Genomic DNA, 16,007 nt, shown 5'->3' on the forward strand with positions numbered 1-16,007 from the left:
GGGCGCACGTCAAGGCGCCCCGGTCGCCCAGGACCCGTACAGACCATGATGAAGAGCCCCCATTTTCGCTGACGCGAGGGGCACGACCCTGAAAGAGGGATTGACGACAAGTGCTCGACGTCAACTTCTTCGACGAGCTGCGGATCGGCCTGGCCACCGCGGACGACATTCGGCAGTGGTCCCACGGCGAGGTCAAGAAGCCGGAGACCATCAACTACCGCACCCTGAAGCCCGAAAAGGACGGACTCTTCTGCGAGAAGATCTTCGGCCCCACCCGGGACTGGGAGTGCTACTGCGGCAAGTACAAGCGCGTCCGCTTCAAGGGCATCATCTGTGAGCGCTGCGGTGTCGAGGTCACCCGCGCCAAGGTGCGCCGCGAGCGGATGGGCCACATCGAGCTGGCCGCGCCCGTCACCCACATCTGGTACTTCAAGGGCGTCCCGTCGCGCCTGGGCTACCTGCTCGACCTCGCGCCGAAGGACCTGGAAAAGGTCATCTACTTCGCCGCGTACATGATCACCTGGGTCGACGAGGAGCGCCGTACGCGCGACCTGCCCTCGCTGGAGGCGCACGTCTCCGTCGAGCGGCAGCAGGTCGAGCAGCGTCGCGACGCCGACCTGGAGGCGCGCGCCAAGAAGCTGGAGACCGACCTCGCCGAGCTGGAGGCCGAGGGCGCCAAGGCCGACGTCCGCCGCAAGGTCCGCGAGGGCGCCGAGCGCGAGATGAAGCAGCTCCGCGACCGTGCCCAGCGCGAGATCGACCGCCTGGACGAGGTCTGGAACCGCTTCAAGAACCTCAAGGTCCAGGACCTGGAGGGCGACGAGCTGCTCTACCGCGAGCTGCGCGACCGCTTCGGCACCTACTTCATGGGTGGCATGGGCGCCGCCGCGCTGCAAAAGCGCCTGGAGTCCTTCGACCTCGAAGAGGAGGCCGAGCGGCTGCGGGAGATCATCCGCACCGGCAAGGGCCAGAAGAAGACCCGTGCGCTCAAGCGGCTCAAGGTCGTCTCCGCGTTCCTCCAGACCCGCAACAGCCCCAACGGCATGGTGCTGGACTGCGTCCCGGTCATCCCGCCGGACCTGCGCCCGATGGTGCAGCTCGACGGTGGCCGCTTCGCCACCTCCGACCTCAACGACCTCTACCGTCGTGTGATCAACCGGAACAACCGCCTCAAGCGTCTCCTTGACCTCGGTGCCCCCGAGATCATCGTGAACAACGAGAAGCGGATGCTCCAGGAGGCCGTCGACGCGCTGTTCGACAACGGCCGCCGCGGTCGCCCGGTCACCGGTCCCGGCAACCGTCCGCTGAAGTCCCTGAGCGACATGCTCAAGGGCAAGCAGGGTCGTTTCCGGCAGAACCTGCTCGGCAAGCGCGTCGACTACTCGGCCCGTTCCGTCATCGTCGTCGGCCCGCAGCTCAAGCTGCACCAGTGCGGTCTGCCCAAGGCGATGGCGCTGGAGCTCTTCAAGCCGTTCGTGATGAAGCGCCTGGTTGACCTCAACCACGCGCAGAACATCAAGAGCGCCAAGCGGATGGTCGAGCGCGGCCGGACCGTCGTGTACGACGTGCTCGAAGAGGTCATCGCCGAGCACCCGGTGCTGCTCAACCGTGCGCCCACCCTGCACCGCCTCGGCATCCAGGCCTTCGAGCCGCAGCTCGTCGAGGGCAAGGCCATCCAGATCCACCCGCTCGTGTGCACCGCGTTCAACGCGGACTTCGACGGTGACCAGATGGCCGTGCACCTGCCGCTCTCCGCGGAGGCGCAGGCCGAGGCCCGCATCCTGATGCTGTCCTCGAACAACATCCTCAAGCCCGCCGACGGCCGGCCGGTGACGATGCCGACCCAGGACATGGTCCTCGGTCTGTTCTTCCTCACCACCGACGAGGCGGAGCGCAAGGCGGTCGGCGAGGGCCGGTCCTTCGGCTCCACGGCCGAGGCGATCATGGCGTTCGACAACCGGGAGCTGTCGCTCCAGGCGAAGATCGACATCCGGTTCCCGGTGGGCACCATGCCGCCGCGGGGCTGGACCCCGCCGGAGCCGACCGAGGACGAGAACGGCGAGCTCTCCCGCCCGTACCAGCCGGGTGACAGCTTCCGGCTGACCACCTCGCTGGGCCGTGCGCTCTTCAACGAGCTGCTGCCCGAGGACTACCCGTTCGTCGACTACTCGGTGGGCAAGAAGCAGCTCTCCGAGATCGTCAACGACCTGGCCGAGCGGTACCCCAAGGTCATCGTGGCGGCGACGCTGGACAACCTGAAGGCGGCCGGTTTCCACTGGGCCACCCGCTCGGGTGTGACCGTGGCGTTCTCCGACATCCTCGGCCCGCCGGAGAAGCCGGCGATCCTGGACGAGTACGAGGCCAAGGCGCTGCACGTCCAGAAGCAGTTCGAGCGTGGTCTGATCACCCGCGACGAGCGCCACCAGGAGCTCGTGGTCATCTGGAACAAGGCGACCAACGAGGTCTCCGAGGCCATGCAGCGGAACTTCCCGCGCACCAACCCGATCTTCATTATGATCGAGTCCGGCGCGCGCGGAAACATGATGCAGATGCGTCAGATCGCCGGTATGCGTGGTCTGGTGTCGAACGCCAAGAACGAGACCATCTCGCGCCCGATCAAGGCGTCCTACCGTGACGGCCTCTCCGTTCTTGAGTACTTCATCGCCACCCACGGTGCCCGTAAGGGCCTCGCGGACACCGCCCTGCGCACCGCCGACTCGGGTTACCTGACCCGTCGTCTGGTGGACGTCTCGCAGGACGTGATCATCCGCGAGGAGGACTGCGGCACCGAGCGCGGCCTGAAGCTGGCCATCGCGGTCAAGGGCGCGGACGGCACGCTGCGCAAGACGGACGACGTCGAGACCAGCGTGTACGCGCGGATGCTCGCCGAGGACGTCGTGGTGGACGGCAAGGTCATCGCGCCGGCCAACGTCGACCTGGGCGACGTCCTGATCGACCAGCTCGTCGCGCACGGCGTCACCACGGTCAAGACCCGCTCGGTCCTCACCTGCGAGTCCGCCGTCGGCACCTGCGCCTTCTGCTACGGCCGCTCGCTGGCCACCGGCAAGCTGGTCGACATCGGCGAGGCCGTCGGCATCATCGCGGCCCAGTCCATCGGTGAGCCCGGCACCCAGCTCACGATGCGTACCTTCCACACCGGTGGTGTGGCCGGTGACGACATCACCCAGGGTCTGCCGCGTGTCGTCGAGCTCTTCGAGGCCCGTACGCCCAAGGGTGTCGCCCCCATCTCGGAGGCGGCCGGTCGGGTGCGCATCGAGGAGACCGAGAAGACCAAGAAGCTCGTCGTCACCCCGGACGACGGTTCGGACGAGACGTCCTACGGCGTCTCCAAGCGAGCCCGTCTGCTGGTGGGCGAGGGCGACCACGTCGAGGTGGGCCAGGCGCTGACGCTCGGTGCCACCAACCCGCACGACGTGCTGCGCATCCTCGGCCAGCGCGCCGTCCAGGTGCACCTGGTCGGCGAGGTCCAGAAGGTCTACAACTCGCAGGGTGTGTCGATCCACGACAAGCACATCGAGATCATCATCCGGCAGATGCTGCGCCGCGTGACGATCATCGAGTCCGGCGACGCGGAGCTGCTGCCGGGCGAGCTCGTGGAGCGCTCGCGCTTCGAGAACGAGAACCGGCGCGTGGTGCAGGAGGGCGGCCACCCGGCTTCGGGTCGTCCGCAGCTCATGGGCATCACCAAGGCGTCGCTGGCCACCGAGTCGTGGCTGTCGGCGGCGTCCTTCCAGGAGACGACCCGGGTGCTCACCGACGCGGCGATCAACGCCAAGTCGGACTCCCTGATCGGCCTCAAGGAGAACGTCATCATCGGCAAGCTCATCCCGGCCGGTACGGGCCTGTCCCGCTACCGCAACATCCGGGTCGAGCCGACCGAGGAGGCCAAGGCCGCGATGTACTCGGCCGTCGGCTACGACGACATCGACTACTCGCCCTTCGGGACGGGTTCGGGTCAGGCCGTGCCGCTGGAGGACTACGACTACGGTCCGTACAACCAGTAGGCCCCAGACCGGCGTCAGGTCCGGGTGCGCCCCGCGGAGTCGGGGCGCACCCGGGTCGGCCAACCGGAGGGCGTGCATACGGTGAGAACCGCGGGGCGGTCATCCCAGACTGGGATGACCGCCCCGCGGTTCGTCGTGGATGATGGAGGGAGCTGTCTAGCTGGGGGAGGTTTCAGGGTGGCGTTCCAACCGTGGCAGGGCGGGCAGCCGGCCCAGCCGACGAACAACTCACCGACGATGCGGGCCTCGCACGCCGACCGGGAGCGCGCCGTCGACGTGCTCAAGGCGGGTTTCGCCGAGGGGCGGCTGCCACAGCCGGAGTACGAGCAGCGCATCACTCGGGCCTACCAGGCGCAGACGTACGGTGAACTCCAGGTACTGGTCGGGGACTTGCCGCAGGGGCCGGTCCCGCAGGTGCAGTTCACGCCGCGGCCGGTGGCCCCGGCCGTACCGCAGACCTTCCTGCCGGCGCCGCCGCGGACCAACAGCAGTGCGACGGGGGCCCTGGTCTGCGGCATCCTCGGCACCATGGTCGGCATCACCGCGATCCCTGCGGTGGTCCTGGGCCACAAGGCGCGGGCGGAGATCCGACGCAGCGGCGAGCAGGGCGACGGGATGGCGGTCGCCGGGTTGGTGCTCGGCTATCTGGTGATCGGCTTCGTGGCGCTGGTGGTGGTGGCCGTGGCGCTGGCGGTGGGCCTGAGGTGATCGCGCTGCCGGCCGCTCGGGTGGTGGGTCACCCGAGCGGTGGGCCGGCCGGTCGGGTGGGGCCGCCGGTGGGGCGCGCTGGCGTTCGTGAGGGCCGGCGGGAGCCGATGCGGCGTGGGATGTGACGGCCGGATGTCGGGGGGCGTTCGACGGCTGAGACACGGTTCCGCGGCGGGGGTGGGCGCACTACGGTAGCGGCAGCGCCGTAAGCCGCCCGGCGTGTCCTACGCGTGTGCATTTGTTTTGACCACAGCCGATGCGGTAGGTACGCTCTGACCTTGTGCCTGGCGTGTCCCTGGGCTCCCGTGCGCGCACACTTCCCCGATCTTCGTCGGGGTGAGGTGCCCGAGCCGGAGTCCGGAGGAGTTCCCCCAGTTTCTGGGGGACCGAGGTGTTCTGCACCCAGACTCCGCACTCTCTCGCTCATCGCAGCGGTCTAGAGCGCGCGACACACCCGACCGCGTGGGTCGGAGAAACCCCAGGTTAGCTTTACTAGACGGCACACAGAAACCGGAGAAACGGTGCCTACGATCCAGCAGCTGGTCCGCAAGGGCCGGCAGGACAAGGTCGAGAAGAACAAGACGCCTGCGCTGGAGGGTTCCCCCCAGCGTCGTGGCGTCTGCACGCGTGTTTTCACGACCACCCCGAAGAAGCCGAACTCGGCCCTGCGTAAGGTCGCGCGTGTGCGTCTGACCAGCGGGATCGAGGTCACCGCTTACATTCCGGGTGAGGGCCACAACTTGCAGGAGCACTCCATCGTGCTCGTGCGTGGCGGTCGTGTGAAGGACCTGCCGGGCGTTCGCTACAAGATCATTCGTGGCTCGCTCGACACCCAGGGCGTCAAGAACCGCAAGCAGGCTCGCAGCCGCTACGGCGCCAAGAAGGAGAAGTAAGAATGCCTCGTAAGGGCCCCGCCCCGAAGCGCCCGGTCATCATTGACCCGGTCTACAGCTCTCCTCTTGTCACCTCCCTCATCAACAAGGTGCTGCTGAACGGCAAGCGCTCCACCGCTGAGCGCATCGTTTACGGTGCCATGGAGGGGCTGCGCGAGAAGACCGGCAACGACCCGGTCATCACGCTCAAGCGCGCGCTGGAGAACATCAAGCCCACCCTTGAGGTGAAGTCCCGCCGCGTCGGTGGCGCCACCTACCAGGTGCCGGTCGAGGTCAAGCCCGGTCGCGCCTCCACCCTCGCGCTGCGCTGGCTCGTGGGCTACTCGCGCGCCCGTCGCGAGAAGACCATGACCGAGCGTCTGATGAACGAGCTCCTGGACGCCAGCAACGGTCTGGGCGCCGCGGTCAAGCGCCGCGAGGACACTCACAAGATGGCCGAGTCCAACAAGGCCTTCGCGCACTACCGCTGGTAGTCGCTACCCCCATCGAGAACCGAGAGAAGACTGAGCCAGATGGCCACCACTTCACTTGACCTGGCCAAGGTCCGCAACATCGGGATCATGGCCCACATCGACGCGGGCAAGACGACGACCACCGAGCGGATCCTGTTCTACACCGGTGTGAGCTACAAGATCGGTGAGGTCCACGATGGCGCTGCCACCATGGACTGGATGGAGCAGGAGCAGGAGCGCGGCATCACGATCACGTCGGCCGCGACCACCTGTCACTGGCCGGTGAACAACGTCGATCACACCATCAACATCATTGACACCCCGGGCCACGTCGACTTCACCGTCGAGGTGGAGCGTTCGCTGCGCGTGCTCGACGGCGCCGTGACGGTGTTCGACGGTGTTGCCGGTGTGGAGCCGCAGTCCGAGACGGTGTGGCGTCAGGCCGACCGTTACAACGTTCCGCGCATCTGCTTCGTGAACAAGCTGGACCGCGTCGGTGCCGAGTTCCACCGCTGCGTCGACATGATCGTCGACCGCCTCGGTGCGACCCCGCTCGTCATGCAGCTCCCGATCGGTGCCGAGGCGGACTTCAAGGGCGTGGTTGACCTCGTCCAGATGAAGGCCCTCGTCTACCCCGTCGAGGCCGCCAAGGGCGAGATGTACGACGTCCTGGACATCCCGGACACGCACGCCGAGGCCGCGGCCGAGTGGCGCGAGAAGCTCCTGGAGACCGCCGCCGAGGGCGACGAAGAGCTGATGGAGCTGTACCTGGAGGGCCAGGAGCCCACCGAGGAGCAGCTCAAGGCCGGCATCCGCCGCGCCACCATCGCCGGCAACCTCACCCCGGTCTTCTGTGGCACCGCGTTCAAGAACAAGGGCGTCCAGCCGCTGCTCGACGCGGTCGTCGCGTACCTCCCGTCCCCCGTGGACGTCGAGGGCGTGACCGGTCACAAGGTCGACGACGAGGACACCGAGATCTTCCGCAAGGCGTCGGACGAGGAGCCCCTCTCCGCGCTCGCCTTCAAGATCATGAGCGACCCGCACCTCGGCAAGCTCACCTTCGTCCGGATCTACTCCGGCCGCATGGACACCGGCACCCAGGTGCTGAACTCCGTGAAGGGCAAGAAGGAGCGGATCGGCAAGATCTACCGGATGCACGCGAACAAGCGTGAGGAGATCGACAGCGTGGGTGCCGGCGACATCGTCGCCGTCATGGGTCTCAAGCAGACCACCACCGGCGAGACCCTCTGCGACTCGGCCAACCCGGTCATCCTTGAGTCCATGAACTTCCCGGCCCCGGTGATCCAGGTCGCCATCGAGCCGAAGTCCAAGGGCGACCAGGAGAAGCTGGGTGTCGCCATCCAGCGCCTCGCCGAAGAGGACCCGTCGTTCCAGGTCCACACCGACGAGGAGACCGGCCAGACCATCATCGCGGGTATGGGCGAGCTGCACCTCGACGTGCTGGTCGACCGTATGAAGCGCGAGTTCAAGGTCGAGGCCAACGTCGGCAAGCCGCAGGTCGCGTACCGCGAGACGCTGCGCAAGGCCGTCGAGCGGATCGACTACACGCACAAGAAGCAGACTGGTGGTTCCGGCCAGTTCGCCAAGGTGCAGATCGCGATCGAGCCGCTTGAGGGCGACGGGTACGAGTTCGAGAACAAGGTCACCGGTGGCCGCATCCCGCGGGAGTACATCCCGTCCGTGGACGCCGGCTGCCAGGAGGCCCTGGAGTTCGGCGTGCTGGCCGGCTATCCGCTGACCGGCGTGAAGGTGACGCTGCTCGACGGCGCCTACCACGAGGTGGACTCCTCCGAGCTCGCGTTCAAGATCGCTGGCTCCATGGCGTTCAAGGAGGGTGCTCGGAAGGCGTCGCCGGCTCTGCTGGAGCCGATGATGGCCGTCGAGGTCACCACTCCCGAGGACTACATGGGTGACGTTATCGGTGACATCAACTCCCGCCGTGGCCAGATCCAGTCCATGGAGGACCGCAGCGGCGCCAAGGTCGTCAAGGGCCTGGTTCCGCTCTCGGAGATGTTCGGCTACGTCGGTGACCTGCGGAGCAAGACGTCCGGCCGCGCCAGCTACTCCATGCAGTTCGACTCCTACGCCGAGGTTCCCCGGAACGTCGCCGAGGAGATCATCGCGAAGGCCAAGGGCGAGTAACGTCGGCCCGTCCCCGCAGCAGTGGGGATGAGCCCTCTACGTTGCTCAGCCTTTAGGCTGGAGCAAAGGCATCGGGGCATTCCGCCACAGAACGCACCACGCTTCTGTGGCGGGGCCCCGGGCGCCGGCCCCCAAGCGAATTCGGCCAAGGGCATCCCCTCGGGGTCCTGGTCGGTTCGGTAAGACCACCTGAACCCATCCGCAAAGTGTGGATGGAGTACAGCACCAGTCCACAGGAGGACCCCAGTGGCGAAGGCGAAGTTCGAGCGGACTAAGCCGCACGTCAACATCGGCACCATCGGTCACATCGACCACGGTAAGACGACGCTTACCGCGGCGATCACCAAGGTGCTGCACGACGCGTACCCGGACCTGAACGAGGCCTCGGCCTTCGACCAGATCGACAAGGCTCCTGAGGAGCGCCAGCGCGGTATCACCATCTCCATCGCGCACGTCGAGTACCAGACCGAGTCGCGTCACTACGCCCACGTTGACTGCCCGGGTCACGCGGACTACATCAAGAACATGATCACCGGTGCCGCCCAGATGGACGGCGCGATCCTCGTGGTCGCCGCGACCGACGGTCCGATGCCGCAGACCAAGGAGCACGTGCTCCTCGCCCGCCAGGTGGGCGTGCCGTACATCGTTGTCGCCCTGAACAAGGCCGACATGGTGGACGACGAGGAGATCATGGAGCTCGTCGAGCTTGAGGTTCGCGAGCTGCTCTCCGAGTACGAGTTCCCGGGCGACGACCTGCCGGTCGTCAAGGTCTCGGCGCTGAAGGCCCTTGAGGGCGACGCCGAGTGGGGCAAGTCCGTCCTCGACCTGATGAAGGCCGTCGACGAGTCGATCCCGCAGCCCGAGCGTGACGTCGACAAGCCGTTCCTGATGCCGATCGAGGACGTCTTCACGATCACTGGTCGTGGCACCGTCGTCACCGGTCGTATCGAGCGCGGCATCCTGAAGGTCAACGAGACCGTTGACATCATCGGGATCAAGCAGGAGAAGACCACCACCACGGTCACCGGCATCGAGATGTTCCGCAAGCTGCTCGACGAGGGCCAGGCCGGTGAGAACGTCGGTCTGCTCCTCCGTGGCATCAAGCGCGAGGACGTCGAGCGCGGCCAGGTCATCATCAAGCCCGGTTCGGTCACGCCGCACACCGAGTTCGAGGCCCAGGCCTACATCCTCTCCAAGGACGAGGGTGGCCGCCACACGCCGTTCTTCAACAACTACCGTCCGCAGTTCTACTTCCGTACCACGGACGTGACGGGCGTTGTGACCCTCCCCGAGGGCACCGAGATGGTCATGCCGGGCGACAACACCGAGATGTCCGTCCAGCTCATCCAGCCGGTCGCCATGGAAGAGGGCCTGAAGTTCGCCATCCGTGAGGGTGGCCGTACGGTCGGCGCCGGTCAGGTCACCAAGATCAACAAGTGATCTGATCCCCTCCGGGCCCCAGGTCGCCCGCGCCTTTGGGCGCGGCCGGCCCGGAGCCGGGGCGGCCCCCGCGGCAGCCCCACCCCACCGGGCGAACGCTTCCTCGCGAGGCGACGCGCCCCAACGGGCCGGAAAGCCGCGCCCCGCGTGGCTCAGACCCGGGCCCCACTCGCTCATCGCAGCGGGTGGGGCCCGGGTTTTTTCGTGCGCAGGTTGGCTGCCTGTCTGCTTGCCTGTCTCCCCGCCTGCCAGTTGTCTGTCGGCTGGGTGGGGGCTGGGCTGGGTGAGGTGGCTGGCTGCCGGCTGGTTGGTTGGGGGCAGGCTGAATTGGGTGTGCTGGGGCCTGCCTGCTGGCTGGGCCGGCCCCGCGCGGGGCTCGGGTCGCGTACGGGCGTAGTGGTACGGCGGCGTGGCCTACGCCTGGCCCGTCGCCCGCGGCTGCCACAGCCAGGGCGTGGCGTCGGCGGCGAGGCCGAGTACCCGCGGGTGCTCCGACTGCGGCCCCGGCTCCACCAGGGTGGGCAGGCCGACGGGGCGGAGCCGGGCGGGGGAGCGCTGCGCCCGTACGCCGGGTCCGGTGCCGTGCTGGAGGAGCGCTTCGCCGTCCCGGCCCCGGCCGACGGCGAGCAGCACGGGCCGGTGCGGCTGCCCGGTGGCGTACGCGGTGCCGAGCGGCCCGTACCCGTCGAAGCCGCGCAGCGCCACGGGCCTGCCGCGGCCGGCGCCGATCGGGTGGCTGACCGGGTCGTCGCCGCCCGGCGTGCGGTAGGTGACGTGCAGCGTGCCGGACGGATCGAGCGCGGCGGCCGGCTGTTCGGCGGGGACGGGCAGGTCGGCCGGGACCGGCTGGGCGGCCACCGGCTCGCCGGCCCGGGTCTGCGCCCAGTGCCGCAGCCCGCCGCGCCCCGCGGCGAAGACGTGCACCAGCCCGGCGGCGTCGAGCACCACGCCGAGACCGTCCTGGATCTCGTGGGCCTCGGCGAGCGGCGGCGAGCCGGTGCCGGGGGCCGCCGCGTCGGATATCGGCTGCCAGGGCGACCAGGTGCCGCGGGCGTCGCGGATGCGGCAGGCCAGGCCCTTGCCCGCGGTGCGGGCGAAGAGGTGCACCTGGCCGTCGGGGGTGGCGATCGCGGCCGGGCAGCCCACCCGGCGGCCACGCTCCGGGTCCTCGTCCGGGGTGCCGAGACCGCGCCAGGGCCGGAACCCGCCGCCCGCGGCACGCTGCTCAAGCACCACCAACTCCCGTACGTTGGCGCCCCCTTGGCCCTCCAGCGCGGCGAAGCGCAGCGCGAAGACCGACTGCCGGCCGGCCGCGTCGACCACCGCGCACAGGGCGGGCGCCAGCGGTCCGCCGCCGAGGTTGCGCGGGGCGTCCCAGCGCCCGCTGCCGGGGGCGGTCTCGCGCCAGCGCACCGCCTGGGTGCCCAGCACGCCGTACGCGACGAGCCGGCCGTCCGGTTCGGTGAGCGGGGCGAGCCGTGGGCCGCGGTGCCGGTAGTGGGTGCTGCGTATCCAGCCCTTGCGGTTGCGCAGCGGGCGGGTGCCGCCCTGGCCGTAGTCGCCGCAGCCGGCCTCGTTGCCGCACTCCCAGTCGGGGCTGCCGCCGTACGCGGCGAGGAAGCGCGCCTTGTCGCCCACCACGTCGGACGGCAGGTTGAACGGCCAACGCTGGTTGTAGTAGCCGCGGAAGGCGGTGGTGGTGAAGCGCGGGGCGCGGCCGTCGCGGCGGGCGGCGTCGGCGGCCCACTGGAACATCGCCTTCCAGGTGAACAGCGCGACCGGCGTGTGGTCGCGGTGGTCGGAACAGCCAGGCTGGTCGCTGTCCCGCCGGTGCCTGGCGTCGTGCACCTGGAAGTCGGGGTCGGGGTCCATGGTGTGGATGAGGGTGGGGCGGAAGCGGTTCATGAGGTACGCGAGGGTGTCGACCAGCGTCTCGTGCCGGTACCTGGTGGCCTGGCGCAGCGGCGACCCGGTGGGCAGCAGGGTCTCCAGGACGGTGCCCGGCTCGTCCCACAGGTCGGGCATGCGGGAGCCGTCGGAGGCGAGGGTGGCGATGTTCAGGAAGACCAACTGGACCGAACGGCCGCCCTGCGCAAGGTGGTTGAGCTCGGCGCTGAGTCCGCCGGGCAGGTCGAGCACGGTCCGCTGCCAGCGGGTGAAGCGGTGCATGCCGAGCATCTCCGCGTACGCCTGGCGCAGCCCCTGCTGGCGGGACGAGGTGTAGCCGGGCTTGTCGGCCGGCGGCAGCGGGCGGCCGGGCGCGTTGTTGACGCCGAGCGCCTCGCCCGCGGTGACGTAGACGGACACCACCGGGATCCCGGCGTCGAGCACGTGCCGGGCGTCCGGGTTCATGAAGTACAGGTCGTCGTCCGGGTGCGCGAGGACCTGGAGGAGCAGGGCGTCCTGGTCACCGGTGACCGAGGTGAACGGCTGCGCGGCGTGCGGGTCGACCGACCGCACCGGGGCGATGGGCCCGCTGGGGCGCGCGCTCGCCGCGGAGAGGGTCCCCGCGCTCCGGCCGACGCCGACGCCCGCCGCCGTCAGCGCCGCCAGTGCGGCCACCACCTGTCGCCGTCCCGGCATGGGCCACGGGGTCGTGCTCTTCACCTGTCGTGCCTCGCGTTGTCATCCCCGGGCAGCCCTACGTCCACGGACTGCGCTCACCCAGGTAGACGGTGCATATTGCACCCGGGTTGCTCGCCCGGCCCGACTCCATGATCACGAATTGGTCGCCGTGGTGTTGTTGTATCCAACTGGCTTGATTTTTACGGGACTTGGGGTGGTGGATCGGTGTGTGGGGGTGGCGGTGAGGTGAGGTGGTTCAGGGGGTGGGTGTGTGCTGGGGGTTGGAGTGGGTGGGGCCGGCGCCCGCGGTGCCGGTGCTGTCCTGGCGGATGGGTGCGGTGGGGCGGCGTGTGCGAGGTTCCCCTGTTGCAACCGTTCCGCCCGTATGAGCTATATCGGGCCCGATCGGGGCGTTGCGGGGGGAGGGGTGGCACAGGATCTCACCATGACTGCCGAACCACTCCGCCCATGGCTGGCGCCGTCGAACGGCCGCGCCGCGGACGGCCTCTGCGCACTGCCTGACCCTGCGTTGTCTCGCCCGGAGCCGGTCCGGAGCCCAGTCCGCATAACCGCTTCCGCTTTGCTATGGCCTCGCTATAGTGGCCTTATGGCGACCACCACCATCCAGGTTTCGCGGGACACGCGCGATCAGCTTGCCGAGTTGGCCAAGGAGCGCGGGGTCAGCATCGGGCAGTACGTCGAGATCTTGGCGCGACAGCAGCCGACAGAGGCGCAGCGGGCCGAGCGGCTGGCGGCCGATCGGGCCGCATTGCGGGCCCTGACCGGGTGCGAGACAAGCGATGAGGAGTTCGACCAGGCCCCCGACGTGCTCGGCAACATCTATCGGATGGCGGCGGAGAAGGTTCGGCAAGGGCGGTCTGGCGCGGCGTGATCATTCTTGACACCAGTGCCGTCACCGCTTTGGCCGGCGGACACAAGGCGCTGAATCTGCTGGCGGGCAACATGGCCCGTACCCCCCGTGACTTCCTGTACGTGCCGGCGCTCTGCCTGCTCCAGGCCGAGACGCGGGATGAGAACGTCTCGCGCGTGGTCCTCGCAATGTCCGGCGTGATGGTGGACGACCTCAACACGGTGGCCGCTGTCACGGTCGGGACCATGATGCGGGACGGGTTCGGTGGGCCGGACACGTGTCACGCCTTGTACTGTGCCCTTCCGCGGGCCGAGTTCACGGGCACGTCCATCCTGCTCACCGGCGTCGAAGATGCCTACCCGCCCGGCACCCTCGCCATCGATATCGATTCGCCGGGCATGCTGGGCTTTTAGGGCCCCGCCGCAGCCCCCACTACCAGCCCGTCGCCGCGCCGTCGCTTCCCCGGTGATGATTCGCCGCCACCCCTGTGGGGTACCCTCCAAGGCTCGATTCGCGACCGGCATGCCCCGTATGGCACACTGTTCAGGTTGCTCGGTTGAGTGCCGATGTTGCGCGCCTCCCGCCGGGGGGACTGGAAGCGAGTCCCGCAGTACTCGTCGCCCCATGCAGTGTGCCGCAAGGCGCAGGGGCGGAAGTACGGGAATCTTCCGGGAAGCGTTACGGGGCCCCAGCCAGGCGCCCGGTGGGTGACTTTCCCCCACAACCCCCTTCACCAGGGAATTCTCCTATGGAGAGTTACAAGAAGGGGCGCGACACGCCCGACCGCGTGGGTCGGGGAAAGGCCGCGAACGCACCGGGTCCCAGAGCGTGACGAGAGACAGGACTACGAAGTAGCCATGGCGGGACAGAAGATCCGCATCCGGCTCAAGGCCTACGACCACGAGGTCATCGACTCTTCGGCGAAGAAGATCGTCGAGACGGTGACCCGTACTGGTGCGTCGGTCGCGGGCCCGGTGCCGCTGCCCACTGAAAAGAACGTGTACTGCGTCATCAAGTCGCCGCACAAGTACAAGGACTCGCGCGAGCACTTCGAGATGCGCACGCACAAGCGCCTCATCGACATTCTCGACCCCACGCCGAAGACCGTCGACTCGCTGATGCGCCTCGACCTGCCGGCCGGCGTCGACATCGAGATCAAGCTCTGAGGTGACGCGCGAGATGGCTAAGCAGATCAAGGGCGTCCTGGGCGAGAAGCTCGGCATGACGCAGGTGTGGGACGAGAACAACCGCGTTGTTCCGGTCACCGTCGTCAAGGCCGGGCCTTGCGTCGTGACCCAGGTCCGTACCGCTGACTCGGACGGCTACGACGCCGTCCAGATCGCCTTCGGCGAGATCGACCCGCGCAAGGTGAACAAGCCCCTCAAGGGCCACTTCGCCAAGGCGGACGTCACCCCGCGCCGCCACCTGGTGGAGCTGCGTACCGCTGACGCCAGCGCGTACACGCTCGGCCAGGAGGTCACCGCCGAGGTGTTCGAGTCCGGTGTCAAGGTCGACGTGACCGGCACCAGCAAGGGCAAGGGCACCGCCGGTGTCATGAAGCGTCACGGCTTCGGTGGCCTCGGCGCCGGCCACGGCACGCAGCGCAAGCACCGCTCGCCCGGCTCCATCGGTGGCTGCGCCACCCCGGGCCGCGTGTTCAAGGGCCTGCGCATGGCCGGCCGGATGGGCAACGAGCGGGTCACCACCCAGAACCTGACCGTCCATGCCGTTGACGCGGAGAAGGGCCTGCTCCTCATCAAGGGCGCGGTTCCCGGTCCGAACGGCGGCCTCGTCCTGGTCCGCACCGCGGCCAAGGGGGCCTGAGGTTAACCATGACTACCAGTACCGTTGACATCCTTTCGCCGGCTGGCGACAAGGCCGGGACCGTCGAGCTCCCCGCGGAGATCTTCGACGCGCAGGTCAGCGTTCCGCTGATCCACCAGGTCGTCGTCGCCCAGCTGGCCGCTGCCCGCCAGGGCACGCACAAGACGAAGACCCGTGGCGAGGTCCGCGGCGGTGGCAAGAAGCCGTACCGCCAGAAGGGCACCGGCCGCGCCCGTCAGGGCTCGACCCGCGCGCCGCAGTTCGCCGGTGGTGGCGTCGTGCACGGTCCCGTGCCGCGCGACTACTCGCAGCGCACCCCCAAGAAGATGAAGGCCGCCGCCCTGCGTGGCGCCCTCTCCGACCGGGCGCGCCACAGCCGTATCCACGTCGTCTCCGGCGTGGTGGATGGCGAGGTCTCCACCAAGGCCGCGAAGACCCTGTTCGGCAAGATCAGCGAGCGCAAGAACCTGCTCCTGGTCGTCGAGCGGGCCGACGAGGCCGCGTGGCTCTCCGCCCGCAACCTGCCCCAGGTGCACATCCTGGAGCCGGGCCAGCTGAACACGTACGACGTGCTCGTCTCCGATGACGTGGTCTTCACGCAGGCCGCCTTCGAGTCCTTCGTGGCCGGTCCGGCCGCGTCGGCCAAGGCCGTCGCCTCCGAGGCTGAGCTCGAAGGGAGCGACGCCTGATGAGTGAGGCAACCGCGGAGATCATCACCAGCAAGACCTTCACGGACCCCCGTGACATCCTGGTCAAGCCGGTGGTTTCCGAGAAGAGCTACGCGCTGCTTGACGAGAACAAGTACACGTTCATCGTCGACCCGCGTGCGAACAAGACCCAGATCAAGCAGGCCGTCGAGGCGGTCTTCTCGGTCAAGGTCACCGGGGTCAACACGATCAACCGCCAGGGCAAGCGCAAGCGCACCCGCACCGGTTTCGGCAAGCGCAAGGACACCAAGCGCGCCATCGTGACCCTCGCCGAGGGCGACCGTATCGACATCTTCGGCGGCCCGGTCTCCTAACGGAGATCGGTACGTCCAGAAGTCCGGAATCTTCCGAGGACTGAG

13 protein-coding genes are annotated in these 16,007 nt (G+C 68.5%); 12 read left to right on the forward strand and 1 reads right to left on the reverse strand.

Annotated features, from left to right (window positions below; all coding sequences use genetic code 11):
• Positions 1 to 110 precede the first annotated feature (110 nt).
• From ACMA1D_RS07680 to tuf, 6 genes are all read left to right on the forward strand, one after another.
• Entirely contained in the window at positions 111 to 4,025 is a 3,915-nt protein-coding gene (locus ACMA1D_RS07680; protein ID WP_414723119.1) for a DNA-directed RNA polymerase subunit beta', read from the forward strand.
• Between the two features lie 237 nt (positions 4,026 to 4,262).
• Positions 4,263 to 4,733: a DUF1707 and DUF4190 domain-containing protein gene (locus ACMA1D_RS07685; protein ID WP_414723203.1), complete on the forward strand. Its 471-nt coding sequence runs from the start codon at positions 4,263 to 4,265 to the stop codon at positions 4,731 to 4,733.
• A 521-nt stretch (positions 4,734 to 5,254) separates the two neighbouring features.
• A complete protein-coding gene (gene rpsL / locus ACMA1D_RS07690; RefSeq protein ID WP_003948652.1) occupies positions 5,255 to 5,626 on the forward strand; it encodes a 30S ribosomal protein S12 in 372 nt (123 codons plus the stop codon).
• Positions 5,627 to 5,628: 2 nt separating this feature from the next.
• Positions 5,629 to 6,099 carry a 30S ribosomal protein S7 gene (gene rpsG, locus ACMA1D_RS07695; protein WP_176163495.1) on the forward strand — a complete coding sequence of 157 codons (471 nt, stop codon included), beginning with the start codon at positions 5,629 to 5,631 and terminating at the stop codon, positions 6,097 to 6,099.
• Between the two features lie 39 nt (positions 6,100 to 6,138).
• Entirely contained in the window at positions 6,139 to 8,241 is a 2,103-nt protein-coding gene (gene fusA, locus ACMA1D_RS07700; protein ID WP_414723120.1) for an elongation factor G, read from the forward strand.
• A 246-nt stretch (positions 8,242 to 8,487) separates the two neighbouring features.
• Positions 8,488 to 9,681 carry an elongation factor Tu gene (gene tuf / locus ACMA1D_RS07705; RefSeq protein ID WP_176163497.1) on the forward strand — a complete coding sequence of 398 codons (1,194 nt, stop codon included), beginning with the start codon at positions 8,488 to 8,490 and terminating at the stop codon, positions 9,679 to 9,681.
• Positions 9,682 to 10,095: 414 nt separating this feature from the next.
• On the opposite strand, the gene ACMA1D_RS07710 is transcribed toward tuf, so the two are convergent.
• Positions 10,096 to 12,264 carry a PIG-L family deacetylase gene (locus ACMA1D_RS07710; RefSeq protein WP_414723121.1) on the reverse strand — a complete coding sequence of 723 codons (2,169 nt, stop codon included), beginning with the start codon at positions 12,262 to 12,264 and terminating at the stop codon, positions 10,096 to 10,098.
• A gap of 589 nt (positions 12,265 to 12,853) precedes the next feature.
• Here ACMA1D_RS07710 and ACMA1D_RS07715 point away from each other — a divergent pair.
• From ACMA1D_RS07715 to rplW, 6 genes are all read left to right on the forward strand, one after another.
• Positions 12,854 to 13,138, forward strand: a complete 285-nt coding sequence (locus tag ACMA1D_RS07715) for a hypothetical protein (protein WP_414723122.1) — start codon at positions 12,854 to 12,856, stop codon at positions 13,136 to 13,138.
• On the forward strand, positions 13,135 to 13,530 hold the full coding sequence (locus ACMA1D_RS07720) for a hypothetical protein (protein ID WP_414723123.1): 396 nt from the start codon (positions 13,135 to 13,137) through the stop codon (positions 13,528 to 13,530). Before ACMA1D_RS07715 ends, ACMA1D_RS07720 begins: the two co-directional genes overlap by 4 nt.
• Positions 13,531 to 13,974: 444 nt before the next feature.
• On the forward strand, positions 13,975 to 14,283 hold the full coding sequence (gene rpsJ, locus ACMA1D_RS07725; RefSeq protein WP_003948644.1) for a 30S ribosomal protein S10: 309 nt from the start codon (positions 13,975 to 13,977) through the stop codon (positions 14,281 to 14,283).
• A gap of 13 nt (positions 14,284 to 14,296) precedes the next feature.
• The gene (rplC, locus tag ACMA1D_RS07730; protein ID WP_414723124.1) at positions 14,297 to 14,941 is read left to right on the forward strand and encodes a 50S ribosomal protein L3; all 645 of its coding nucleotides are present in this window, start codon (positions 14,297 to 14,299) and stop codon (positions 14,939 to 14,941) included.
• Positions 14,942 to 14,949: 8 nt separating this feature from the next.
• Positions 14,950 to 15,630: a 50S ribosomal protein L4 gene (gene rplD / locus ACMA1D_RS07735; RefSeq protein WP_414723125.1), complete on the forward strand. Its 681-nt coding sequence runs from the start codon at positions 14,950 to 14,952 to the stop codon at positions 15,628 to 15,630.
• Complete coding sequence (rplW, locus tag ACMA1D_RS07740) at positions 15,630 to 15,962, forward strand: 50S ribosomal protein L23 (protein WP_349990620.1); 333 nt, start codon at positions 15,630 to 15,632, stop codon at positions 15,960 to 15,962. The genes rplD and rplW overlap by 1 nt, the downstream gene beginning before the upstream one ends.
• The last annotated feature ends 45 nt before the right edge of the window (positions 15,963 to 16,007 follow it).

Origin of the sequence: Streptomyces sp. 796.1, from assembly GCF_047525675.1 — a bacterium.
In the GTDB taxonomy this organism is placed as follows: Bacteria; Actinomycetota; Actinomycetes; order Streptomycetales; family Streptomycetaceae; genus Streptomyces.